A 24627-nucleotide genomic window follows, 5' to 3' on the forward strand; every position below is an offset into this window, starting at 1 on the left:
GTTAGGCATCCTTGTTGTCACTTTCTTTTTCTTTTCTCACTTCATTTTTAAAAAGATACTCAGGTGAGCGGGGAATAAATAATGTATAAGTTTTCCCTTCTTGTTTGATAGTCAGTGAGTTTTTTAGAATCCATGGGTTGTATTCCCTAAACAGTTCATAATCTATGTTATGATGAAGGGCAAACGCTTTAAGGTCAGGTATAGAGTAGTCGACCACCATGGTTTTATAAGCCAGTTGAGAGCGGCCTATTGGCTTCATGCTATATTTTTCTGGGTTGTTTACCAAGTCTTTTATGGCCAGTATTTTATATAGATACCGGGAAGTTTCGTCGTTTAGCGACAGTTCATAATAGTTTTTAACTTTTTGTGTTTTATATGCTCTTTTTAAACCGTTGATGCCCCTGTTGTATGATGCCGCAGCTGAGGTCCAGTTCCCAAACACCCTGTAACCTTCTTTAAAATACCTACACGCAGCGCGGGTTGCTTTGATGGGATTATACCTTTCATCCACTTCATCATTGAGTTCAAGGCCTAGGTGGAGAGCCGTAATATCGGTGATTTGCCAGAAACCAGCCGCTCCTCGTGGGCTGACCACATTGCTGAGGTTGCTCTCTGCGACGGCTACAAACTTAAAGTCTTCAGGTATCTTGTTTGCTACCAGTATTTTGGTTATTTCTGGTAACCATACCCGTACATTTTTCAGTAGAAGTCTGGTGCTGGAGTTGTTAGAAGCGTTTAGCCTTAGCTCGCGCTCGAATTTCAAGTACGCTTCTGGTGAATTGAAGTGTACTGTTTCTCCAGAAAAAGTGACATCGTCAGGAATTTTAGGATTTAGTACCTGGTGGCGCATCTGAATTTCTGGAATAAACTCAATGTCGTAAAAAACCACTGTTTGGTCGCTGTTTGATTTACTATTTAGCAACAAAACAATTAAAAATCCCAATATACTTATTCTTAGTTTCAAGAATCAGAAATTTGGTGAAACATATTTTGATGGTAATGTCAGGTCGTAGCTGACATTACCATCATGATCTTAGGCTAAAGCCTAGAGATAAGCTTGTGCAGTAGGACTTGTATTTTAGCTGGCAAAAATAATTAAACCATTTTATATACAAACCTGCTTTTTTGTCCCTTTCTTACTCGCACAAAACTTAGCTTAAAGCACCAATTGCTTTAGAAGTTTGGCTGAAGCAGGTACTTGGAGTAAAAATCGTCAATAACTTTTACTGCTTCGGCAGGCGTGTCTACCACATTAATTAAATTCATGTCTTCGGCGCAGATGTTATTTTCTCTTTTTAAGAGTACATCCTTGATCCAGTCAATAAGGCCGTTCCAGAACTCTCTGCCGTAAAGAATGATTGGGAACCTGCCTATTTTTTTAGTCTGAATGAGCGTAAGTGCTTCAAACAGTTCGTCTAGCGTCCCAAAACCACCAGGCATAACAATGAACCCTTGGCTATATTTAATAAACATTACTTTTCTTACGAAGAAATGTTCAAAGTTAAGCAACTTGTCCCGGTCTATGTACACGTTGTTAAACTGTTCGAAAGGCAGCCTTATGTTCAAGCCTACCGATTTTCCGCCTTCCATATGCGCTCCTTTATTGGCCGCTTCCATAATACCGGGGCCACCGCCAGAAATAACGCCATAGCCATGACGGACGAGTTTTGCCGCAATTTCAACTGTTTGTTGATAGTAAGGGTTGTCCGGCTTGGTTCTGGCAGAACCAAAAATAGATACACAAGGGCCGATTTTTGCAAGTTTTTCAAAGCCTTCTACAAACTCTGCCATAACTTTAAAGACAGCCCAAGAGTCTGAACTTTTGATTTCGTTCCAATCGCGATCTTTAAATGCTCTTCTTATCTGATGTTCTTCTTCTTCCACATTTCCGAGATTGTCTATTACTTTAACTTTATTGTCATCATGAACTGTTGATGGATTGTTGTCTTTAGCCTTTTTGGCACTGTCCTCATCTACGTTCATGCCATTTTTACTTAAATCACTCATATTATAAAAAATTAAAATTATATACTGTGTTAACTGTACAGATTGTAACGTAAAGTTTCATACCTGTGTTTTACGTAAAGAATTTAAGGCAATATTAATGCCATAGCTGGATATATTATACCAAATTTTTGTTAAGTAGGTTCCCTAATGCTTCTTTGAGCTGAGGAAACTTGAACTTAAACCCTGTTTTTGAAATTTTGTCAGGAGACGCTTTTTTCCCTCCTAGTATTAACTCGGCACGTTCTGCACCAAAGGCAAGCTTTAATGCAAAAGCAGGTACATTGGGCATAAACATTGGTTTTCCTAAAAGCTTGGCTGTCTGTTTAGTCAGCTCTTTGTTTGTTGTTACTTCTGGAGCACAGGCATTGTAGGCGCCTTTTAACTTTTCATTTTCTAAAGCATGAATATAAATATTGCATAGATCGTCTAAATGTATCCAGGGGAAATATTGTTTTCCGCTGCCTAATGGAGCGCCTATGCCCATAGAAACTGTTGATAGGATTTTTTTAAACGCGCCATCACTTTCTGATAAAACTACACCAGTACGGATCTTTACTGTCCTTATTCCTATTTTTTCAAATTGATCAGCACAAGCTTCCCATTTTTTGCATACTTCTGCCAAAAAGTCTGTTCCCAATGGAGACTGCTCGTTACACCCTTTTTCGTTACATGATGAATCATAGATATCTATCCCTGAAGCAGTAATATATGCTTTGATAGGTTGTTCAAATATTTTCACTTTTCCTAATAATAGGTTGGCGGATTTTGTACGACTTTCTATGATAACTTTTTTATATGCATCTGTCCATCTTTTCTCAAAAATATTGGCGCCAGCGAGGTGTATGATATAGTCGGTTTTTAAGATGGCGTCGTCTTCAATGTATTTTTTTTCTATATTCCAGGGGTATTTGATTACGCCATTGGTTTTTCCGGCAGATCTGCTTAACCAATGGACAGTATAACCTTTTTCCTGAAGCAATTCTGTCAGTCGCCTGCCTATCATTCCTGAACCGCCAGTTATCAATACTCTGTTTCCCATATATTTTTAATATTAAACCTGAATTATGCCATAGAACTTTTTATTGTGTAGCAAAATAGCTTCAAATCAGTCGCTGCGCCCACATTGCTATTTTACTCCTCATGACCAAATCTATCGCATATTTCAGAGTTAAAAAAATCATAAATGTATACTGACTTGTTTGAATTTTCTTATTATAAATTGAATCATTATAAGTTTAGATGCGTATAACCTAATTTTGAAATTGGAATTTATTAATAACTCTTATGAAAAAGGTACTGTTTGCATTTCTTTTTGTTTTTTACGGATTTTACTCATCTGCGCAGAAAATTAGCATTTTCGAATCTACGGAAGAAATTGATAAAATTACACGAACCGGTTTAGGGGTCGTTGTTGATTTGGATAAAAAAGCTTTGTCAAAATCGTGGGAAAAATACCTGAAGAACTTTGGTAAAGTAGAATCCTCCAAAAATGTATTTACTGTTCAGACAGCAAAAATGCCTACTATTTCTTCTGACCCGTGCCGGATAGTTTCTGAAGTAAAGAAAAGCAAGAAAGGGGTTATGGTGTGGTGGACTATAGAGGCTGGAACTTTTTTTGTAACCCAGGACAATGACAAAAGTGCTTACAAAGCGGCTGAAAAATTGCTATACGATTTTATCCATGAAGCGCTTTCAGAAGATATACAAGAGCAGGTGAAAGATGCTGAAAAAGCATTGTCTGCCGCTGAAAAAGATGAGAAGAAAGTGGTTAAAGAAGGGGATAAGCTGGTGAAAGACGTAGATAAGAACAGAAAAGAGAAGTCTAAACTAGAAAAGGCTCTTAAAGACAATGAGAAAGAGCATGAAGATTTATTGAAAGAAATAGAAAAAAATAAGAAAGACCAGAAGAAAGCAGCTGCCGAAACTGCCAAAATGCAACAGGCTGTAGAAGTGGTAAAAGGCAAACTTAAGCAGGTTGGTAAATAGATAAAGGACAATCTGAGATGAAATAAAAAGCCGGCTGAATGCTCTCAGTCGGCTTTTTATGTGTTTTATAGAGTTTTCGTTGCTGTTCGTTAATCAAAAATTGAAGTAATGTCATCCTTAGATAGTGATTTGACAAAACTTTCTTCAGTGGTAATAAGGTCATCAGCCAGTTTTAGTTTGTTTTTCTGGAGATTGAGAATTTTTTCCTCCACTGAATTTTTTGTAATGAACTTATAAGTAAATACCTTATTTTTCTGCCCTATTCTATATGCACGGTCTATGGCTTGTGCTTCTACGGCTGGATTCCACCATGGGTCTAAGATGAATACATAGTCCGCAGCTGTCAAGTTAAGGCCGACACCTCCGGCTTTAAGGGATATCAGAAATACCTTTACATCTTCATTGTTTTGGAACAGCTCTACCTGTCCTTGGCGCTCTTTGGTCGTGCCGTCCAAATAGGCATACTCTATTCCTTCTTGTAGAAGATATTCCTTTATAATAGCTAAATGCTTTACAAACTGACTGAATATAAGGATTTTGTGATCCTTTCTAAGCGCATTGTTCAACATATGGACAATGTCCTCCAACTTCCCTGAATTGCCATCGTATGTTTGATCTACCAGTTTTGGATGGTTGGCAATTTGTCTAAGCTTGGTTAAACCTTGGAGAAGTAGCAATTGCGATTTTGGCATCCCCTTTTTGTCTATAGAATCCAAAATCATGTTTCTGTATTCCGACTTTACCTTTTCATATTCACTTTCCTGATCTAAGGACATTTTGCAATACTTGACATTGTCTACTTTTTCAGGAAGTTCGGTAGCCACTTGTGATTTTTTTCTCCGCAAGATAAATGGCTTGATGGTAGAGTAAAGCCTCCGTACTTTTTCTTCGTCTTGTTTTTTTTCTATTGGAGCTAAAAATTCATTTTTAAAGAACGCTTGAGATCCTAAAAGCCCAGGATTGACAAAGTCCATCTGAGACCACAAGTCCATAGTGCTGTTCTCTATCGGGGTACCAGTAAGGATCATTTTATAATTACTTTTCAGCTCTCTTACCGCTTTTGCTATATTAGACTCTGGATTTTTGATTGCTTGTGATTCATCAAGTATAATATAGTTAAACTTATATTCGCTAAGAATTTCCGCGTCTATACGTGTAGTGCCATAGGAAGTCAATACTAAATCATACCCTTCAAATTGCGCTACATTTTTTTCCCTGTAAGTACCAGTATAGTTAAATATTTTAAGTTCAGGAGTAAACTTTCGGGCTTCCATTTCCCAGTTGTACAAAAGGGAGGTTGGCATAATGAGCAGGTTTGCACTGGTAACCCCTGCTTCTTTTTGCTTCTGTAATAAGGCAAGTGTCTGAACTGTCTTACCAAGACCCATGTCATCAGCCAAGCAGCCGCCAAAGTTAAACTTGTTAAGGAAAAGCATCCAGTTGTACCCTGCTTTCTGATAAGGACGTAAAGATCCGTCAAAGCCTTTGGGAAGTGGAAGATCTTCAATTTCGTCGAACTCACGAAGCCTTGCCAGTTTTTTGTCTATTGTAACCTTGGCTAGGTTGCCATGCTTTAACTCTTGTACTAATGACAAGTGATGTTTTTTTAGTTTAACGCCTAATTTAGGGTCTTCTTCTGCGAAGCCAAATAGTTCAGAGTATTGCGAGAACCACTCCTCGGGGATAACAGCTATTTCGCCATTGGGCAAAGTAAACTCTTTCTTTTGACGAAGTATGTAGTTTCTGATTTTTAAAAACGGTATTTCGAACTCTCCAAATTTGATAATGGCATGAATATCGAACCAGTCTTTGTTTTCATTGACCTCTACATTTATCGAAGTGTTGCCTACAAAGTATCGTTTACCGTCTTTGCTGTTTTGTTTAAACTGGAAGTTCTTTTTCAGGAGCTCTTCTCGATATTTGTTTAACCAAGAAAAAGCCGTCTGTTTTTCCATTACCAACTTATTTATTCGGAATTCCAGCCCAGTTTCTTTTAGTAGCGAGATTACCTCTTTTTCCCAGCTTACGTTCCTTTTTATCTTATGGAAGATATAAGAGTCTTCTGTTTTCTCCATTTTTACATAAGAAACAGCCTTATTGTCCGACGGGAAAGTATATTTCCCATACTGAAAAGATAAGCCCAGCACCATTTTACCAGACTCTTCTTCAGTCTCTTTGTTTTTTGGATCTTCAAAAAGCGAGAGATTGCTACTGCTGTTTGCTAATTCTGTAATAGAAATGACCGCACGTGGGTCATGGTTGGCGTTGCGTATTTCAAAGCCTTTGGCATGAACGTTAAAAGAAGCGATCAAAGGAGAAACGAATTTCTCGTAATAAGTTTCTTCTACTTTTCGCGGTATGAGAACAAACTTTTTATGTAAAAATGGTTTAAGCTTTTTCCCGTCAATGTCCCCTTCAAAACTATATATTTTATCTCCTACTAAAAGCCAAGCGGGGCTGTTGCACACGATAATCCCGTTCTTTTGGGCAAAATCAACTTTTTCGCCTTGGTATTTGATGGTAGGAAAGTAGTGTGTATTGTCCTCGTTTCTCATAAAATGGAACAATACAGAGGCTTTTCCAGGGGCTACATGTACTTGTTTCCATGTTGGCTCGCCATCACTACCCATTTCAAAGACCATTTTGTCTTCCATAAGGGTTAGGATTTCAGCCATTTTGCCATCTATATAGTTGGATATTGCTTCCTGTATTAGTTTGTCACCTTTTTCTTTATTGTAAACTTTGGTAAAGAATTGGTGAGGAGTCATTCTTTTGTTAGAAAATTTCTTGATGATAACATCTTGGTGCATATCATCCATGAGCTTGATCAATCGATAATCCCGTTCATCCAAACCTGACGAAAACTCATCAGCGTTTTTAGAGGATATGTTCTGATGCTTGAGCGTAAGTTTTCCATTCTGGTCCAACTGCACCATAAACGACTCAAATAGATAACCTAGATATTCATGCTGTAGCAATGAATAAGTAATCTGAAAAGGTTCGGCTGTAGAAACTTTCATTCGTTATTTAAAAAACAGGATACAATATAAGTTTTTTTTCTACAAAAAGTAAACCGTTATTGGCTTTAGAGGTAGATTTTTTTCAGTTTCTTGTTTTAAGTGTAGTTTTTACCTTGAAATACAAGATATACTGAACTATTAATATTGGATTATAACAAAAGAATAAGAAATATTGTTTAGCCAAGATTGTATTGTCTTTTTTTTATACATGTCAACATTCTTGGTTTTCGAAGGTTGTTGTAATAGTTGTATTTAATATTGGTATTTGTATGCTGACAGTAAAAACTTTTTCTGTATTTTTATTTTCCTTAATTGTTTTATCGATAGGTTGCAATGCAGACGGAAACAATTCAAATAACCTTAGTGGAGGAGAAATATACCAGAGCCAGTGTGCTGCTTGTCATGGACAAGATGGTGGAGCTGTGTTAGGAGAGAGAAGTTTGCAGGAATCCGATTTGTCTAAGGACGAAATTGAACGTATTACTAGAGAAGGAGAGGGGCAAATGCCTTCCTTTGGCGATATTTTGAGTGATGAAGAGTTGGAAGCTGTTGCTGAATATACTAAAGGACTTCAAGAATAATATAGATATTTGAATCCATTGCTGATCCGATTTTTCCCTAGTGTACTTTATCGTGTTTCGGTTTGGGCAATGCTAGTTTCGAACCTTTACGCTTTGATCATAAAGGCTATCTCATCTGTGAGCGTCACATTTAGTGCGTCAGAAATTTTATTTCGGATTCCCAAACAGATACCGGAACGATAGGCTCCCTGCATATGAACCTTCTTCAAGATCCAAATGTGTGACAAACATATGCATGATCCGAAACCTACCGCTTTGATAACCGATCATTATGCAAGGGCTTTGTTCAGGTGTCTGCCCCATTCCAAAAAGTATATTTTTATAGCGGAAGTTAAGGCTTACACCTGCTGGGAATAAATTCCTTGTAGGTGTAAACTCGTTTCTGATTATCCACAAGAGTTGGGGCGTAAAAGCAAAATTAGCTTCTTCGCTTCTTTGAAAGGTATATCCTGCTTGTACCATTGACGTCCATGGCGAGGTTGAGTACCGGCCCCCTCTTACTGCTGTGGGAAGGTGGTAGATAGAATATCCCAAATAAAACCTTTTGCTGTTAAGTAATAGTCCTGCTCCTAGATGCAGGTTAGTTTCATCTCCTAGTAGACTTGGATTAAATGGAGTTTCGTCAAGTCGAAAGTGCTGGTGGTTAACACTTGCTGATACCGAGGGAGAAATAGTCCACTTCCCGTTAATTGATATTTTCGGGGCAATTATCATTTCTGCGCGATAGTAAGTGTTAAAGTTATCGGGCTTTGATAAGTCCAATAAATTTACTGAGTTCCGGTTATTGTATTCAAGGTTAAACCCGATTCCCGAGGCTATCTTTGAGATATATTGGTCATAAGACAAATAGTGCTGATTTGCTACTAGTCCATTCTTTGAGGTATTTATAAACGAATAAGTTGACAACCTAGGCATATCAGCACCACCGGCGAAAGAGGGGTTGTAATAGCTAGGGATGGTACCTACCCACACCTGGGCTTCTGTTTGTTTTGCGAAAGACATAAAAATTCCAGCCCACACTATGAGTTTTATAAGCTTTTTCATTAAAATATGTTTTTAAAAATTTCTCAAATCTACTGGCACCACATAAGGTTCATGGCCTTTTAAAAACTGCTCCTGTTCCCGTCTTTGTTGTGCTTTCCGCTTCATTTTTCGAATGGTTCGCTTAGTTCTGCGTTCGTTTTTCTTAAGCTCCTTCTTTTTAGCTCTGGCTTCCTTTTTGCTAATCGTTTTTTTAACTGTTGCTATATCAGTGCTTTCTTTGGGAGGCGTTCTGACAGGTTGTACAGAGTCTACAATTGGTTCACTTCTAGCATCTTGCCTGTTCATATCTGTATCCGAAATAAAAGTAGGCTTAGGCTTTTTCAGTTTTACTAATTGGTGCTCAAATGCAGCTTTTTTGAATGGTAGCCCTATGCTTTTGCTTTTAAATACTGCCAAATCAATTTTTGGGTCTACGGTGGTTTTGATCTTTTTTACACGTTTTTTTGCTTCCTGTTCTTTGTTTATTTTCATACTCTGTTTGGGAGAATCCATAATGCCGATGGAAAAAAGTAGTGCTATAAAAACTATTGGGAAACAGATGTATTTAAAATGTTGAGGAAACGCTGTTTCTCTCTTTAAAAGCTTTTCTACAGGCAGGTTGGCCGGCGTGGGCTCTGATATAAAAGTTTCTTTCCATAGGTCGAACTCCTCTAGGCACTCTGGATTTGCTTCCATAAATTGGTGCAGCGTATCTTGTCCTTTTGCCGACAAGTTTCCTTCAAAGTACTCAAACAGCCATTCGTCAAGGTTTTTTTTGTTTATCACTTTCATAGCACAAAATGCAAATCCTTTATCGTTTCTTTAATTTTTTTCCTTGCCCTGAAAAGATATACCTTTACCTGCGGCTCTTTTAAGTTTAGGATTTCTCCTATCTCTTTATAGTTATACCCTTCTAGATCTCGCAATAAAACAATTGCCCTTTGTATCTCAGGTAATAAGGAGAGGGCTTTGTCTATCATTTCCTTAATTTCAAAACTGTCAGACTTGGCTTCCTTAATATCGTGAAGTTCGGGATTTAGCCTTGTGCCTTTTGATTGACGTTTTGTATAGTTTACCATCAGGTTATGGGCTGTAGTAAAAAGCCAGGGCTTGACTTTTGCGGAATCTACTGTTTTTCGGTTGTTCCAAAGCTTTTCAAAACAGTCCTGAATGATATCAAAGCTGGCCTCCTCATCTTTCAAGCACTTAAAAAGATACCTGAAAAGGTTGGGGGACAAGTTTTTTACGGCCTTGTTATATTCAGAAGTTGATATCATCTATCAGGCTTAAGCTAAATTCTGTCGTTAGACAATCCAAGTTAGGGAAAAGTTACACCTTGCTTTTATTTTTTATGGTAGGATATTGAGTTGATGGAGATGCTATAGAGATTTTTGTGGGACGTATTTTACCTGAACTATGCATTAGAACTTTCTATTGCGTGGCGAAATAGTTTCAAATCATACGCTTCGCTCGAATTTGATTTATAACTATAGAACCACTATGCTTTACAAACCAAATACGCTGTTTTTTGTTCTTTTGTCCCTCATAACAAAATTTAATACATAATCCAGGTTTAAGGAAGAGGTTTTTTTGTTATATCGCTGTTTTTAAGGTGTTTAATTCAATGATGGCCAATAGGCATATAATTGTTGTTTCTGTTAAAAAGTAGGTCAAACCTAATTTTGTAAGGTGGGGATAATATTGTAGTACCAAGATTAATGTTAGACAGCAATAAAACAGGTTGGCAATACTGATTACTTTTAAGTATGGTTTCCAGTATCCTTTTAAAAGGAAATAACAAATGATAGAATAAAGGCTAAAGAATAGTGCTATTAGGGAAAGCATTGTTAATACTTTTTTAGGCATCCCAAAACATTCTTCAAATACTATCAGAGCTATAAATATAAATAGTGCTGTAAAAAAAGCTCCTAGCCCATCAATCAAGAATAGCCTTTTGGGTTTTGATGATGTGTGTTTCAGAATGCTATTAATCAATGTATTATGTTTTATGTAAAAAGAGGGTGTTTCAAGTGTTCATATTTTTGCTGTAGCCAACTAAATTGGTCTTCTTTATGTTTTTTCTAGCCGTTCTACAATACAAATTTATTTTGGTTCCACCAACTTATAGTCGTGTCCATGAGGTAGTAATTTAAGGCTTAAATTTTTTTTACCTGCCGTTTCTTATTCTTTCTACATTACTATTCATTTTATGTCTGACGATTTGGCGGAAAATGAATTTTTTAAGCACACCTAATTTTTGTTTATGTTTTGCATAGAATTCATCAGGACTGTCAAAAATTCCAAAATCTTGATTTATTCCTTTGTCTTGAATGTATGTGTTGTTCTGATTCCAATCAATTGGTGGATTCTCAAAATTATCTGTGTATACACCATATCCACAAAATGTTTGACATCCCTTGTTGTCATTTTGTAATTTTTTAAGGTATTGTTGATCGAGAATTACGCCTTCAAGAAAATACCATTGGTCATTTACATATGCCTCAACCCAGCTATGTAAAATGTTTTTAGGTGATAATTTGTACCAAATACCACTTATAGCCCCTTTTTGTAATGCTTTGTCGATTGTAAACCCATGAATTCTATTTGGAATGCCATTTGCCCTTAGTAGGGCCATTAGCAAAGTTGCTTTGGTGTTACATTGACCATAGCCATCCTTTAGTACTTCTGATGCTGTGATATCGTCAGAAATGTTATAACCGAAATTTATTTCATCTCTTACGAAGTTATAAATAGCCTTAACCCTTTCAATAGTTTCCATATCATGCCACTTATGTGTTTTTATTAACTTTTGGATGGAATTATTAGAATAGTTTAAAATTTTGGTTTCCTTTAAATAGCTGTCCATGTTTTTTGCTTTAGTTGTTCGGTATTAGGTGACGGTAATGTATGTTAGCACCGCAACTGTTGTCTCTTTTATTGAGACTGCAAATTGCGCAGGAATTCAAGCTTAAAATTGTATAAACTGGCTATTTTTATTGTTGTAAAAACTTAGGGTTGACTCCAAATGTTTCTTTAAATGTTCTTGTGTAATGTGAGCTATCGCTAAAACCGCATATGTGTGCTGTTTCTGTTATTGAGTTGTTTTTGAGGAAGGGCATTGATTTTATTAACCTATTCCAAAGTTGATACCTCCTAAAATTAATCTCAGTGGTTTCTTTGAATAAATGTAGAAACCGCGATGGAGATAAGTAGCACAATGATGAGATTTCTTCGAGACTATAAACTTTCTCAAAATTACCTTCCATAATTGCTAATGCTTTCATAATACGGTCATCTTTTAAGTTGATTTTAACGTGATATTCATTTTTATTTTGGTTTAAGGTTTCTGTAATGTTAAGACAGAAGTTCTCAAAAGACGATTCTTTACCAATTAATGATTTGAGGCTTTTGTTTAGTTTGGCCTGTAAGGGGTTATGAACGGTTTGAAAGCAGGGGCACCCAAACATTTGAGATAAGTGTTGTCCGGTAGAACATAGTGGGTTTATTAAAATTGTTAATTGAATGTCATCACACCAGAGTTTATGTTCTGTATTGGATGAAATAAAAAATGCATTTCCCACAATACTTTTTTGCTCGTTCTTAACAGATAGCTCCAATGCAGCCGACAATGATAGACTAATTTGTATAGCATAATGCTTATGAAACTTATTGTCGGTTAGCCGTCCAACAAAGAGTCCAAAATTTTTATTAAAGTAAAACATTTATAGAAAAGGGTTATCAGGTGTAGCCTTCAGAAGATAGTAATTTCATATTACTGTTTGGCTCAAATATATTTTTAAAATTGAAAGCAAGTTCCATAAAGGTCTTTAGGAGCCAATGCTTGGGGATTTATCACATCATTTTAAACGTGGTTTTCTATACCGGTTTTTATATTCTAGTGGGGTGACACCGGTATGTTTTCGGAAAATTTCACGAAACGATTTTGTGTCACTGTATCCAACATCAAACATTACCTCATTGACTGTTTTAATACCGCCCTCTAAGTGTTTTTTTGCAGTTTCTACTTTAACTCGTTGAATATATTCTGTAACGGTGTTAGAAGTTGCTTTTTTGAAGCGTCTTTCGAGCGTTCGTCTAGCTAGCGCTACATTGTCACAAAGCTCATTTATTGATATTTTTTCTTCGGCATTGCGTTCTATAAACTCTTGAGCTTTTTCTATTTCTTTGTCACCATGATCTTTTTGGCCTGAGAATATAGCAAAAGGCGACTGGGTATGTCTTCCAGGGTCGATCTGGAATATTTTGGAACAATATACTGCCGTTTCTCTATTTGAAAACTTTTCGATTAGGTATAGGATTAAATTTGCTGAAGAGAAAGCGCCTCCACCGGTATATATTCTGTTTTCGTCTGTTAATATTTTGTCGGTCATTACACTGACCTTTGGGAACAGTCTTTGAAGCTCTGTTGTGGCGTGCCAGTGGGTAGCGCACTTTTTACCGTTGAGCAACCCGGTTTGAGCAAGCAAAAAAGCGCCTAAGCATATACTTACTACTTCAGCTCCTTTTTGATATTGATTTGTAATCCACGGGTAATAAGGAGTGTTGTTTTGTAGAATGTCGGGCATATAGCCCTTAACCGGTGGAATAATGATGATGTCTGTATGTTCCAGATCCGCAAGGGTCCGATCGGCTTTAATCATAAAGACTCCTTGTTGAGCTTCTAACTGATGGGAAGCTCCTATTAACTCTAATTTAAAAGCTGGTTTTTTCCCACGGTCGACTAAGTAGTTGTTTGCTTCTAAAAATCCTTGACGGGCATTGTCCATACCAGCTACATTTAGGCCATAGGGAAGGAGTAAGGATATGTGTTTCATGGTGAAGTTTGAAAAATAGGAGTTGATTTATTGGTTTTGCAAATTAGCTTTTAACTCTGTCGTAAACAACCCCTTAGTTTGTCGTTTTAGTATTCTTAGTGATGGGTTATACCTAGTAAATTTGTCTACTGAAACCACTTTTTAATTATGATTAAACGAATTTATGTAAACCTACCAGTGAAGAATCTTAAAATGACTATGGAGTTTTTCACAAACCTTGGCTTTGCGTTTGACGCCAATTTTTCTGACGAAAGAGCTGCTTGTTTGATCTTAGGGGACAACATGTATGCCATGTTGCTCACAGAGTCATTTTTTCAAACTTTTACCCAAAAGAGGCTCGCTGATGCTAAACAAAATACCGAAGTTTTAGTGGCTTTAGAGGTAAAAAGCCGTGAGCAAGTTGATGAGTTAGTTTCAAAAGCTGTTAAAGCCGGAGGTACCATCTATCGTGGGCCAGAAGACCATGGTTGGATGTACAACCACTGCTTCGCTGACCTTGATGGACATCAATGGGAAGTGCTATTTACAGATGAAAGTAAACTCAGCGAGAAGTAAATCATTTTATATAACCATAAACCTTGTTCATATGACACACATAGTTCCCTATTTAACATTTGACGGAAATTGTCGTGAGGCAATGAACTTCTACAAAAGTTGCCTTGGCGGGGAAGTGAGATTTCAAACGATTGCAGAAACCGATTTTGCAGACCGATGTCCTGCCGGTATGCAGCAGCAGATAATGCATTCAGAGTTAATAGTAGACCATGCAAGGTTAATGGCTAGCGATATGGTGCAACCTGAAGGTTTAAAACCTGGTAATGACATGGCTATTTCTCTAGACTTGGATTCAGAAAAAAATACGAAAAGCATTTTTGAAGAATTGTCTGTAGGAGGGACAGTTATTGAGCCGTTAAAAAAAGCCTTTGGAAATGCTTTGTTTGGAGTATTAAAAGATAAATATAATAAGGTGTGGATGTTTCATTGTGAACTTTAGGAGAACACGCTAAAAACAGTCCAGCCTTGTGAAATGTATCGCAAGGCTGGACTGCTTTTTACACCCTCAATATCCCACGGAACCCTCTAACACCATAGTATGATTCTGCGCCATTGTGATAGATAAATACACGGCCAAAACGCCAATCTCCAAATATGGCGCCGCCAAGTTTCCTGATGTCGGCGGGTGTTTGTAGCCAGCTTGAGGTTTTGGTGTCAAATGTCCCTAACTTCTGAAGTCCAAAATACTGTTCTTCGGTCATTAGCTCAATGCCCATTTCATTGGCCATTCCAACAGCACTATTTTTGGGCTTATACTGTTTCCTTGACTCCAAAGCCTCTTGGTCATAGCAAACGCTCCTGCGTCCTTTGGGGCTTTCTGCCGAACAGTCACAGAAGATGTATTCATTTGTTTTACTGTCCAATCCTATTACATCAGGCTCCCCATCGGTTTCTTCCATAGCATGAAGAGACCATAACTTGTCAGGCCTACTTTTGATCCTATCCTGTACCTGTGTCCATTGAATATCCTGATGCCGCTGCATGTTTTTTTCAAATCGTGCTTTCAGGATGTTAAGCAGTTCATCAACTTGATCTGGTGATAAGCTTTGTTCTTTATTCATAATATTTTATAGTAACAAAAAGGTACAGCTGCCCAATTAAAGATAATATTTTGGGTTATTGGGTCAAGTCTATTAACTATTCCGCTTCTAAGGAAAGCATCCAACGGACTCCGAATTTGTCAATAAGCATAGCAAATAAGCCTCCCCAGAAAGGTTCCTGCAGTTCTTGAACAACTTTACCTCCTTCGGATAGTCTTTGAAAGAGGTTATTGATCTCTTCTTTAGAGCTACAGTTTAAGCTTAGCTGGACATTGTTTCCTTGATGAAGTTCACCTTGCCCACACATATCTGAGGCCATCATTCTGAATTGGTCGTTGTACAGGGATGCGTGTAGCACTTCTTGATGGAGGTCTTTAGGAAATTGGTCTTTAGCGGGCGACTCTGCTATAGTCATTAATTCCAGCTCCCCGCCAAAGATTTCTTGATAAAACGCCATGGCATTTTTACATTTTTTGTCAAAGTGCAAGTAAGGTTGAATAGCTTGTTTCATGTCTGTAAGTTATTTTAGTCTTATTAGTTCTCCTTTTCTTTTGTAAATATTTTTATAGTCCCATTGTATTTCTCTGGACTTTTCTAGCCAACGTTTCAGGTCTTCAAGGTCGACCTGGCTTACATTGGTATACCGGATAGATGCATCTTTGAACTTCCCTGTGTTTGTTTTGAGCTCTTCTTCGTCAAAGCTTGCCCCACTCCAGAAGAATAGACGGACGCTATCTTTTAGCTTGCTATAACCAACAATAGGGTTTCCGTCCAGAAACCATACCGGGTGCCGGTGCCAAATTTTGTTTTCGGCTTCCGGTAAATGTTTGCTGATTTCCTTAGCCAATAAATTACAAACTTCTTTGTCATTTTCGGCTTGTGAATCATTATATGATACTGTGTCTTTATGGATCATACCTATAAGCTTTCAGAGTATACATGTTAATGCATGATTTGTTGCTTACTAATATGCAATTAGTTGCGCATAAATAATATAGCCAAAGTTAAACAGCGGCTGTTGAAAAGCAAGATGGAGGAAATGACATTTTGTGGGGGAGGATACGACAGTGGAATTTCAAGTGTCCATTTCCTGTGGCGTGTATTTTTTTATAAATTATGTTTACCCCAGTTAGGCCTGAACATTGTCTTTACGTTTTATTAAACATCACTAATAGACCGATAATGGTACACATTGCCCAAAAAAGCGCTACCAGGAAATTTATTCTGTAAATGAACTTGTTGGGTCTTTCTGGCGGTAAAACTATGTACGGTAACCAAATGATGGAATGAGTGTACCAGAAAGGGTTAATGAGCAATAATACGGGTGGCGTGTTTTGAAATTGCTTTCTTGTCCGGGTATAATATATAGCATGTAAATAAGCTTTCAAAACCCATAAAACGAAAAGCAACGCACCCAAAAACCAAAAGGTTAGGTTTAAAATATATGCCTCATTCATTTAATTGATTTTTTATCACATACTTTCCAAATCTTGCTAAACATTATTTTCTCCTGCTAATTAAATAGGTTTAAGTGATTTTTTTTATAAACTTTTTATAAATAGATTTTATGAAGAAAATAAAGTTATCGGGATCCCGTAGAAATTTTTTGAAGAATTTTTCTGCAGGATTAGCTACAATGGCATTGGCGCCAGGCGCATCTATGGTTCAGTCGTGTACGTCTAAGGCCCAAGAAGACTTGCCCGAAGATCGCCAAGTTGGTATTGCTTTGTGTGGTTTGGGGTGGTACAGTACCGATCAATTAGGGCCGGCTTTGCTCGAGACAAAATACTGTCGGCTGGCCGGCGTAATTACAGGTACTCCTGAATCGGACGATAGGTTCTTGAAGAAGTATCAATTCCCAGAAGAGAATATTTTTAGTTATGAAGAATTTGACCGTTTGGCAGATAATGAAGATATCGATGTGGTGTATTTGGCGCTTCCACCTGCCCTGCATCCCGAGTTTGCCAAAAAAGCATTTCAGGCAGGCAAGCATGTAATTGTAGAAAAACCTATGGCGCCGACTGTGGAAGAGGCCAAAGAAATGCTGGAAGCCAGGGATGAAGCAGGGAAAATGATGTCTGTTGGCTATAGGGTACATTTTGATCCATACCACCAAGAGGTAAAGCGCTTGGGGCAAGAAGAAGTGTACGGTAGTGTAGAGAAAGCAGAAAATACCTTTGCTATGTACTGGGACCGTGGAGGGTGGAGAACAGACCGGGATTTAGGAGGAGGCTCTGTTTATGACCTAGGTACATATGTGATACAGGCCGCCATCTATTCCACTGGAGAGGTTCCCGTAGCTGTTAGGGCAGAAGCACAGGAAAAGCAGCGTCCTGATAAGTTTGAAGGGGTAGATGAGAGTATGAAGTTTACATTGGAATTTCCTTCCGGAGCCGAGGCTGAATGTGAAACAAACTTTTGGAAAGATGAAGATATTTTAAAAGTGGAGACCGCTGAGGGGTATTTTGAAATAGAGCCTGCCTTTGACTATTACGGGCAGCGTGGTGAAACACACGAAGGCGTAATTCATTTTGGTCAGGTAAACCAGCAAGCAAGGCAAATGGACGATTTTGCGCAAAGAATCATAACTGGCGACCAAAATACTCCTGTCCCCGGCGAAATGGGGTTAAGGGACGTAAGGATCATTGAGGCGGTTTATCGCAGTGCTGAAACTGGCGAGCGGGTAGAAATTGACTATACCGATGATGAGAAAATTGTCAGTTGAACTATATATAATGCAAATATTCTAATAATGTGTAGGCGTTTCTCGCTTTACACATTATTAGGTTAGTTGTTCCCATATTCGTCTGGTGTTAAATTTATTACAAGTATTTTTTTTCTTCCTGATTTTTTAAAACAAACCTATCTTTTTTTTCTATGGTTTATATTCTAGGGACTAAGGTGAAAACGGCATGTATATAATCAGAAATGAAGTAGAGTTTCCGGCTGGTACTGTTAAGTTGCAGGGCGAGCTGAGTGTGCCTGAAGATGCAATAGGCTTGGTTATCTTTTCGCATGGTAGTGGCAGCAGCAGGCATAGTGAAAGAAACAAACAGGTTGCAGCCCGGCTACAGGAAAACGGCTTTGCAACTTTTTTGTTTGACTTGCTTACAGAAGAGGAAGACCGGGTATTTGAAAACCGTTTCAATATTTCGCGGCTGGCAGACCGGCTGGTTTCTGCAACACGTTGGGTTACTGCTCAGAACGAAGTGCAGAATTTGCGGGCCGGTTTTTTCGGAGCGAGTACGGGCGCTGCATCTGCCTTGTTGGCGGCGTGTAGGTTAGGAAAGGGTGTTGTTCAAGCGGTTGTTTCCAGAGGTGGCCGCCCCGATTTGGCCGAAGGCGCCTATGGTAATATGGAGACTCCAACCTTGCTGATTGTGGGAGGACTGGACGATGATGTACTTCAGCTTAACCAGAAAGCCTTGGAAGAAATTAAAAGTGAAAAAGCGCTCAAAGTAGTCGAAGGGGCTACGCACTTATTTGAAGAAAGCGGCACATTGGAAGAGGTGGCGGAACTTGCTGCTACTTGGTTTTCAAAATATCTTGGACAGAATGAATCGATTAGGGTTTAAAAAGGATGAATATGGTGGTATTTAAAGACAGAATAGAAGCAGGAGTAAAGTTAAGCCAAGAATTGCGAGAATACCGGAATAGCGACGCTATTGTATTGGCTGTCCCAAGAGGCGGTGTAGCTGTGGGGTACACAGTGGCAACAGAATTGAACCTGCCTCTGGGTGTGGTAATGATCAAAAAGATCTGCCATCCCAGCAAGCCCAATTCTGCTATTGGTTCAGTGAGCCCATACGGCAAAATTATCAATCATAGTGCGGATGTTTCTCAAGAATATATTGATGCCGAAACGCATAGAATACGACAAGATTTGAAAGAAAGACACCGGTTTTACCTTAAAGGGCGAGAACCCTTTGATGTTGCCGACCGGACTGTTATTCTCGTGGACGATGGTATTGAGACAGGAAGCACGCTCAATGCGGCTGTGGAAATGATCAAGCACAACCAGCCATCGGAAATTATCTTGGCAGCGCCTGTTGCTCCTTATCACATGACGGAAAGTTTTAAGAACCTAGTAGATGATGTATTGGTATACCATGTGCCGCAGGTGTTTTTTTCTGTTAAGCGATATTATGAAGACTTTAGGGAGATATCGGACGAAGAAGCTATAGGTATGTTGCGTAGGGCGAATAGTATTGAAGTGTAGACTGTTGTGGTTTTTGATTTTTGATTGATATTTTTTACCGACCCAATTTTTATGCAGTTATTTATTTCAAATATGGTAGCAAAAGGTTTTGTCTTGGAAAAAAAACTTGCTCGACTTAACTTCGTGGAACACCCCAATAATTAAGCACCTATGAAGATTGTTTGCATTAGCGACACACACTCTTACCACCACAATTTATTGGACTTGCCAGATGGAGATGTTCTAGTACATGCAGGAGATGTTTCTTCCAGAGGACATGCAAGCGAGGTGGAGGATTTTCTGATTTGGTTTAACGGTTTGCCGCACCCAAACAAGATTTTTATAGCCGGGAACCACGATTTTTTATTTGAAGAAAATCCAAGGGCAGCGCAACAGCTGCTGGACAAATTCCCGGATATCATATATCTGGAGAACAGCGAAGCAGTGATAGAAGGGGTAAAGTTTTATGGATCGCCTGCCACGCCCTGGTTTTATGACTGGGCGTTTAACTACCAGCGTGGCGATGAGCTTAGGGGCATTTGGGAAAAAATCCCTGAAGATACCAATGTTCTAATTACCCACGGTCCCGTTTATGGTGTCTTGGACCGTGTGCAGAGGGACAAAAGCAAGGTTGGCTGTAAAGACTTGCTAGAACGCATTAAAAAGCTCAAAAAACTTTCTCTCTTTGTATGTGGGCATATTCATGAATCATATGGGACAACCTTGCTAAAAGGGGTAAACTATGTAAACGCTTCTATATGTAACCTGCAGTATAAGCCAATTCATAAACCTGTTGTGGTTGAGGTTTAGATAAGGTCTTGCACTCAGTTTATTCATAACAGAGTACTTATGCATGAATATTTATTAGAGAAATACCCCCATTACAATCTTAACTGTATCATAGTTTCTATATGCTGCCCCTTGGGAGTTTAGCATATCATACCTAAAGTCTAGGTGAAGTATTTGGGTGGATGGAAGTTGCCTTTGAAGGCTTATGCCTAACCTAAATCCTCTTTCCAAGGCTTTATGTCTTTGCATATTATCTGTTACGTTAGTAAATAGGATCCCCGCCTGTGCATATATGGCACTTGGTTTATTTTGGAAGATCAGGAAAGAGGTTGATGGGACTACTTGGATAAACCGTAATAGGGAATCTTTTTGAGAAAGCGCTGGGGTGGTTCTTGACCCATTTATATCTACATTAAATGTGATATTTCTTCTTCCAATGTCAAATCTAGTGCCAAGCCCCCACTGGAACATGCTACTCATTCCATAGGCATCTCTTATGAAGTCACTTTGTATTAAACTTATCCCACTTTCTAAATGGATGTAAACATGGTGCTTTCTACCAGTTGAATCTATAGCTGCTTGGGAAAGCTAGTAAAGAAAGCAAATAATGCAAAAGCGCATAGCAGGACCTTTTTCATATATCTTTAATTAACTCCCTAATATAGATAAACTTCATAATTTAAGCATAAAAAAATAGGGTCGGGAACAACTTTTTTGCATAAAGTCTATCGACCTGACGGTGTATAAAAAATGAAACTCTGGAACGCTGACAATTCATCTTCGGGGGGAGGTGAAGTTGCCAGGTTTTAATTGAAAACTGTAGCGGAAGGGGGTATTGTAAAAAGCTATATTTACACCTTTATAAAAACTCTTGTTTTTTTAAGTTTGCTATGTTGCGAGATCTTTGACATATCAGAAACAGCAGTACCGGAATAATATAAACAAATAAAATTGTCTGCACAAAAAATTAGCCCGTATTAGAGGAATGGTGGCCATAATTAGAATAACGGCAAATGGGAATAAGATAATACGATACAGAACCTTCTATAATAGAATCTAAAACAAATTCTGTCACTTTCGATTAATGACTTAAAGGTAATTTCGACAAACAGTTTTTGTATTTGCTGATTTTTTGCGTAATTACAAACCTCCTTTATCGTTGATACGTTGTATAGATATAAAAGAACCTGGAAAAATGGAAGAGAAAAAAGAGTTCTTAAAAATTAATTTTCGTAAAAGATCAGCATCAGGAGTATTTGTTATTTTCGACCTTGATGATCATGGTCATAAAATAGCTTACTTGCCTTCTTTTAACCTGAGCGGTTACGGTCAAACGAAAGAAGAGGCTCACGACATGCTTATCAATGAGGTTCTTGTGGACTTTTTAGAGAATCTTACAGCCTTGCCCGAATACCTGGCAATGGAAGAATTAACAAAGTTTGGTTGGAAAAGAAATAAAATACTAAAAAAACAGTTTACCAAGCCCGCCTTTGTTGACAAAGAAGGCGTATTAAAAAACTTTAACCTGTCAGAAACGACAGTGATACAAGAGAATTTAATAGAAGTTAATGAGTAATTATCGCCCAATAAAAGTTAAGTGCTGGGAGAATTTTTTAAAGTCACAAGGTTGCTATTTTAAACAAACCTCTAAGGGCTCACATCACAAATGGAGGTGTCCGAACTGTATTCAGTCAATAGTATTCAGAGGAGCCGAAAAGGAAATTCCCTTTTTTCATATAAGTACCAATCTAACTTCAATGGGTGTTACGAAGGATTTTTTTCTTGACTGGGTAGAAAAAAACTGCTAGTCAAAATATCCTCTACCAACGGTGGTGTGTGTTGCAGACCAGGGAGACCACAGTAGTAGCTTTCAAAGTTTCTGATTAACAGTTGGTATCCATGGTTGGTGGCTCACTAACCACCTGCAAGTGATCAATTAGAATCATTTTATTACATTTTAGATGCTAGTTTAATAAGCCAATTACTTTTAACTTATCTATCAGAAACAGTCAGTCTTGTGCTTTTTTGTGAAGTTTTTAGTTGTGATTTGCTTTATTCACTGTTGTGTCTGATTTTCAATGGTGTTCATGAGGCCTCAGGTTGTTTGAGTAATAAATATTTATAATTGCAAAACAACCTGAGGGTTCAATTTCAGATCTTTGAAATATCGGAAACAGCGATTGGATATAGTGTTATATCTTGAGTCCTGTTGTGATTTGCTCTCAAACTTAGATCTTTGAAATATCGGAAACAGCAAAAATGTGCGACTTCACAGGATATAACAAGTTGTGATTTGCTCTCAAACTTAGATCTTTGAAATATCGGAAACAGCATACAACAGAATGGAGCCAGTCAAACAATGTTGTGATTTGCTCTCAAACTTAGATCTTTGAAATATCGGAAACAGCGCTTGACCATGCTAGGTGGCAAGGCTGAGCGTTGTGATTTGCTCTCAAACTTAGATCTTTGAAATATCGGAAACAGCAGCATGGGAGAAGATAAGGAATCGAAAGGGGTTGTGATTTGCTCTCAAACTTAGATCTTTGAAATATCGGAAACAGCAGTTTGTGAGACTTATAAACTTCCATACTGTTGTGATTTGCTCTCAAACTTAGATCTTTGAAATATCGGAAACAGCTGTTGATGTAGTTTCTTTTTCTGTGTTTCGGTTGTGATTTGCTCTCAAACTTAGATCTTTGAAATATCGGAAACAGCACAGAATGGGTGTTAAATGGAGAAAGATTGTTGTGATTTGCTCTCAAACTTAGATCTTTGAAATATCGGAAACAGCGAGAACGGTCAGAATAACGATGGAGGACTGTTGTGATTTGCTCTCAAACTTAGATCTTTGAAATATCGGAAACAGCTAGTATGTATGCTGCGCAATGCCTTGCATAGTTGTGATTTGCTCTCAAACTTAGATCTTTGAAATATCGGAAACAGCTACATTAAGCTTTCTTCAAATTTATTGACGTTGTGATTTGCTCTCAAACTTAGATCTTTGAAATATCGGAAACAGCTCATGAAGTGTTCTTGTTCGGTGATTTTGCGTTGTGATTTGCTCTCAAACTTAGATCTTTGAAATATCGGAAACAGCTCCCGAAGAAGCCGTTACGCCTCATCCTACGTTGTGATTTGCTCTCAAACTTAGATCTTTGAAATATCGGAAACAGCGTGCAAGGGCTTAGGGCAGACATTAACAGGGTTGTGATTTGCTCTCAAACTTAGATCTTTGAAATATCGGAAACAGCTTTGATCATTACCATTATCTTTACCAGCGGTTGTGATTTGCTCTCAAACTTAGATCTTTGAAATATCGGAAACAGCGCAATCGATGTAAAACATAAGAGGAGAAAAGTTGTGATTTGCTCTCAAACTTAGATCTTTGAAATATCGGAAACAGCGTGCATGGACTGAGCCTGGCAAAAGCAACGGTTGTGATTTGCTCTCAAACTTAGATCTTTGAAATATCGGAAACAGCGGCAGCTCTTAATAGACCTGTCCGACCACAGTTGTGATTTGCTCTCAAACTTAGATCTTTGAAATATCGGAAACAGCTCCTCGCTTCCGGCTTATGATTACTACCTGTTGTGATTTGCTCTCAAACTTAGATCTTTGAAATATCGGAAACAGCGCGGGGTTATATAAGGAAGTTGCGGAATATGTTGTGATTTGCTCTCAAACTTAGATCTTTGAAATATCGGAAACAGCCCGTAAGGCTCCGGCAAGCTCGGAGAGTACGTTGTGATTTGCTCTCAAACTTAGATCTTTGAAATATCGGAAACAGCGAACTGATACCTATCAGAAAGGCGATCATAGTTGTGATTTGCTCTCAAACTTAGATCTTTGAAATATCGGAAACAGCCTGTAGCAGTTGGTTTCGTCCGGTCAGTAGTTGTGATTTGCTCTCAAACTTAGATCTTTGAAATATCGGAAACAGCAAAAAGGGTGGTCTAAAAAGCACATTGAGAGTTGTGATTTGCTCTCAAACTTAGATCTTTGAAATATCGGAAACAGCCGGTAAAATTTTTAGAATCCCCGAAAACAAGTTGTGATTTGCTCTCAAACTTAGATCTTTGAAATATCGGAAACAGCGAGAAAAAGCTGATGCAGTCTATGAGGACTGTTGTGATTTGCTCTCAAACTTAGATCTTTGAAATATCGGAAACAGCAGGATTCTTGCTGTTACTCTTAAAACCGCAGTTGTGATTTGCTCTCAAACTTAGATCTTTGAAATATCGGAAACAGCTGGCAAACTTACGCTGGTAGGCACAGGGTGTTGTGATTTGCTCTCAAACTTAGATCTTTGAAATATCGGAAACAGCTGGCAAAAAGCACAATCCTAAAGGGCTTAGTTGTGATTTGCTCTCAAACTTAGATCTTTGAAATATCGGAAACAGCTGTTTTATTTACTGTGACCCTCCCTACCTGTTGTGATTTGCTCTCAAACTTAGATCTTTGAAATATCGGAAACAGCTTTGACCGCTCACATGGCTGGTGATGTGGAGTTGTGATTTGCTCTCAAACTTAGATCTTTGAAATATCGGAAACAGCTTTCCAAGATCGTGGGATAACTCACGACAAGTTGTGATT

General features: G+C 38.2%; 23 protein-coding genes and 2 CRISPR repeat arrays (1 of these 25 only partly in view). Of the genes, 9 read left to right on the forward strand and 14 right to left on the reverse strand.

Features of this window, described 5'->3' with window-relative positions; genetic code table 11:
- Nucleotide 1: 1 nt before the first annotated feature.
- The 3 genes from RCC89_04130 to RCC89_04140 form a co-directional block, all read right to left on the reverse strand.
- Nucleotides 2-943: a lytic transglycosylase domain-containing protein gene (locus RCC89_04130; protein ID WMJ72351.1), complete on the reverse strand. Its 942-nt coding sequence runs from the start codon at nucleotides 941-943 to the stop codon at nucleotides 2-4.
- A gap of 230 nt (nucleotides 944-1173) precedes the next feature.
- Nucleotides 1174-2007, reverse strand: coding sequence for a TIGR00730 family Rossman fold protein (locus RCC89_04135; protein WMJ72352.1), 834 nt, complete (start codon nucleotides 2005-2007; stop codon nucleotides 1174-1176).
- Nucleotides 2008-2122: 115 nt separating this feature from the next.
- On the reverse strand, nucleotides 2123-3046 hold the full coding sequence (locus RCC89_04140; protein WMJ72353.1) for a TIGR01777 family oxidoreductase: 924 nt from the start codon (nucleotides 3044-3046) through the stop codon (nucleotides 2123-2125).
- A gap of 245 nt (nucleotides 3047-3291) precedes the next feature.
- Here RCC89_04140 and RCC89_04145 point away from each other — a divergent pair, with 245 nt between their 5' ends.
- Nucleotides 3292-3993: a hypothetical protein gene (locus tag RCC89_04145; protein WMJ72354.1), complete on the forward strand. Its 702-nt coding sequence runs from the start codon at nucleotides 3292-3294 to the stop codon at nucleotides 3991-3993.
- Nucleotides 3994-4082: 89 nt separating this feature from the next.
- On the opposite strand, the gene RCC89_04150 is transcribed toward RCC89_04145, so the two are convergent.
- Nucleotides 4083-7013, reverse strand: coding sequence for an SNF2-related protein (locus RCC89_04150; GenBank protein ID WMJ72355.1), 2931 nt, complete (start codon nucleotides 7011-7013; stop codon nucleotides 4083-4085).
- A gap of 269 nt (nucleotides 7014-7282) precedes the next feature.
- Here RCC89_04150 and RCC89_04155 point away from each other — a divergent pair, with 269 nt between their 5' ends.
- On the forward strand, nucleotides 7283-7594 hold the full coding sequence (locus RCC89_04155; GenBank protein ID WMJ72356.1) for a cytochrome c: 312 nt from the start codon (nucleotides 7283-7285) through the stop codon (nucleotides 7592-7594).
- 147 nt (nucleotides 7595-7741) lie between these two features.
- On the opposite strand, the gene RCC89_04160 is transcribed toward RCC89_04155, so the two are convergent.
- The 6 genes from RCC89_04160 to RCC89_04185 form a co-directional block, all read right to left on the reverse strand.
- Nucleotides 7742-8638 carry a type IX secretion system membrane protein PorP/SprF gene (locus RCC89_04160; protein WMJ72357.1) on the reverse strand — a complete coding sequence of 299 codons (897 nt, stop codon included), beginning with the start codon at nucleotides 8636-8638 and terminating at the stop codon, nucleotides 7742-7744.
- 12 nt (nucleotides 8639-8650) lie between these two features.
- On the reverse strand, nucleotides 8651-9409 hold the full coding sequence (locus RCC89_04165; GenBank protein ID WMJ72358.1) for a hypothetical protein: 759 nt from the start codon (nucleotides 9407-9409) through the stop codon (nucleotides 8651-8653).
- Nucleotides 9406-9894 carry an RNA polymerase sigma factor gene (locus tag RCC89_04170; GenBank protein WMJ72359.1) on the reverse strand — a complete coding sequence of 163 codons (489 nt, stop codon included), beginning with the start codon at nucleotides 9892-9894 and terminating at the stop codon, nucleotides 9406-9408. Before RCC89_04170 ends, RCC89_04165 begins: the two co-directional genes overlap by 4 nt.
- 890 nt (nucleotides 9895-10784) lie before the next feature.
- A complete protein-coding gene (locus RCC89_04175; GenBank protein ID WMJ72360.1) occupies nucleotides 10785-11483 on the reverse strand; it encodes a transglutaminase-like domain-containing protein in 699 nt (232 codons plus the stop codon).
- A gap of 127 nt (nucleotides 11484-11610) precedes the next feature.
- Entirely contained in the window at nucleotides 11611-12339 is a 729-nt protein-coding gene (locus tag RCC89_04180) for an AraC family transcriptional regulator (protein ID WMJ72361.1), read from the reverse strand.
- Nucleotides 12340-12474: 135 nt separating this feature from the next.
- Nucleotides 12475-13452, reverse strand: a complete 978-nt coding sequence (locus RCC89_04185) for a helix-turn-helix domain-containing protein (GenBank protein ID WMJ72362.1) — start codon at nucleotides 13450-13452, stop codon at nucleotides 12475-12477.
- Nucleotides 13453-13599: 147 nt separating this feature from the next.
- Here RCC89_04185 and RCC89_04190 point away from each other — a divergent pair, with 147 nt between their 5' ends.
- Nucleotides 13600-14007 carry a VOC family protein gene (locus RCC89_04190; GenBank protein ID WMJ72363.1) on the forward strand — a complete coding sequence of 136 codons (408 nt, stop codon included), beginning with the start codon at nucleotides 13600-13602 and terminating at the stop codon, nucleotides 14005-14007.
- 31 nt (nucleotides 14008-14038) lie between these two features.
- Nucleotides 14039-14446, forward strand: a complete 408-nt coding sequence (locus RCC89_04195; protein WMJ72364.1) for a VOC family protein — start codon at nucleotides 14039-14041, stop codon at nucleotides 14444-14446.
- Nucleotides 14447-14504: 58 nt separating this feature from the next.
- Here the strand turns inward: RCC89_04195 and RCC89_04200 are convergent, their stop codons facing one another.
- The 3 genes from RCC89_04200 to RCC89_04210 form a co-directional block, all read right to left on the reverse strand.
- Complete coding sequence (locus tag RCC89_04200; protein ID WMJ72365.1) at nucleotides 14505-15068, reverse strand: DUF4256 domain-containing protein; 564 nt, start codon at nucleotides 15066-15068, stop codon at nucleotides 14505-14507.
- Nucleotides 15069-15144: 76 nt separating this feature from the next.
- Nucleotides 15145-15558, reverse strand: coding sequence for a VOC family protein (locus RCC89_04205; protein ID WMJ72366.1), 414 nt, complete (start codon nucleotides 15556-15558; stop codon nucleotides 15145-15147).
- A 9-nt stretch (nucleotides 15559-15567) separates the two neighbouring features.
- Nucleotides 15568-15963 (reverse strand): DUF1801 domain-containing protein, encoded by a 396-nt coding sequence (locus tag RCC89_04210; GenBank protein WMJ72367.1) that lies wholly within the window; start codon nucleotides 15961-15963, stop codon nucleotides 15568-15570.
- 651 nt (nucleotides 15964-16614) lie between these two features.
- Here RCC89_04210 and RCC89_04215 point away from each other — a divergent pair.
- From RCC89_04215 to RCC89_04230, 4 genes are all read left to right on the forward strand, one after another.
- A complete protein-coding gene (locus tag RCC89_04215) occupies nucleotides 16615-17772 on the forward strand; it encodes a Gfo/Idh/MocA family oxidoreductase (GenBank protein WMJ72368.1) in 1158 nt (385 codons plus the stop codon).
- Between the two features lie 187 nt (nucleotides 17773-17959).
- Nucleotides 17960-18622, forward strand: a complete 663-nt coding sequence (locus RCC89_04220; protein WMJ72369.1) for a dienelactone hydrolase family protein — start codon at nucleotides 17960-17962, stop codon at nucleotides 18620-18622.
- Between the two features lie 11 nt (nucleotides 18623-18633).
- Nucleotides 18634-19266: a phosphoribosyltransferase family protein gene (locus RCC89_04225; GenBank protein ID WMJ72370.1), complete on the forward strand. Its 633-nt coding sequence runs from the start codon at nucleotides 18634-18636 to the stop codon at nucleotides 19264-19266.
- 150 nt (nucleotides 19267-19416) lie between these two features.
- Nucleotides 19417-20055, forward strand: coding sequence for a metallophosphatase domain-containing protein (locus RCC89_04230; protein WMJ72371.1), 639 nt, complete (start codon nucleotides 19417-19419; stop codon nucleotides 20053-20055).
- 54 nt (nucleotides 20056-20109) lie between these two features.
- On the opposite strand, the gene RCC89_04235 is transcribed toward RCC89_04230, so the two are convergent.
- Entirely contained in the window at nucleotides 20110-20514 is a 405-nt protein-coding gene (locus RCC89_04235) for a hypothetical protein (protein ID WMJ72372.1), read from the reverse strand.
- A 715-nt stretch (nucleotides 20515-21229) separates the two neighbouring features.
- Between RCC89_04235 and RCC89_04240 the strand changes: the two genes are divergently transcribed.
- Complete coding sequence (locus RCC89_04240; GenBank protein WMJ72373.1) at nucleotides 21230-21610, forward strand: hypothetical protein; 381 nt, start codon at nucleotides 21230-21232, stop codon at nucleotides 21608-21610.
- 785 nt (nucleotides 21611-22395) lie between these two features.
- A CRISPR array of direct repeats spans nucleotides 22396-24511; the repeat unit is 47 nt; unit sequence GTTGTGATTTGCTCTCAAACTTAGATCTTTGAAATATCGGAAACAGC.
- A 107-nt stretch (nucleotides 24512-24618) separates the two neighbouring features.
- Nucleotides 24619-24627: a CRISPR direct-repeat array (repeat unit 47 nt); it runs 1346 nt beyond the window's last position.

The organism is Cytophagaceae bacterium ABcell3 (assembly GCA_030913385.1).
Taxonomy (GTDB): Bacteria; Bacteroidota; Bacteroidia; order Cytophagales; family Cytophagaceae; genus ABcell3.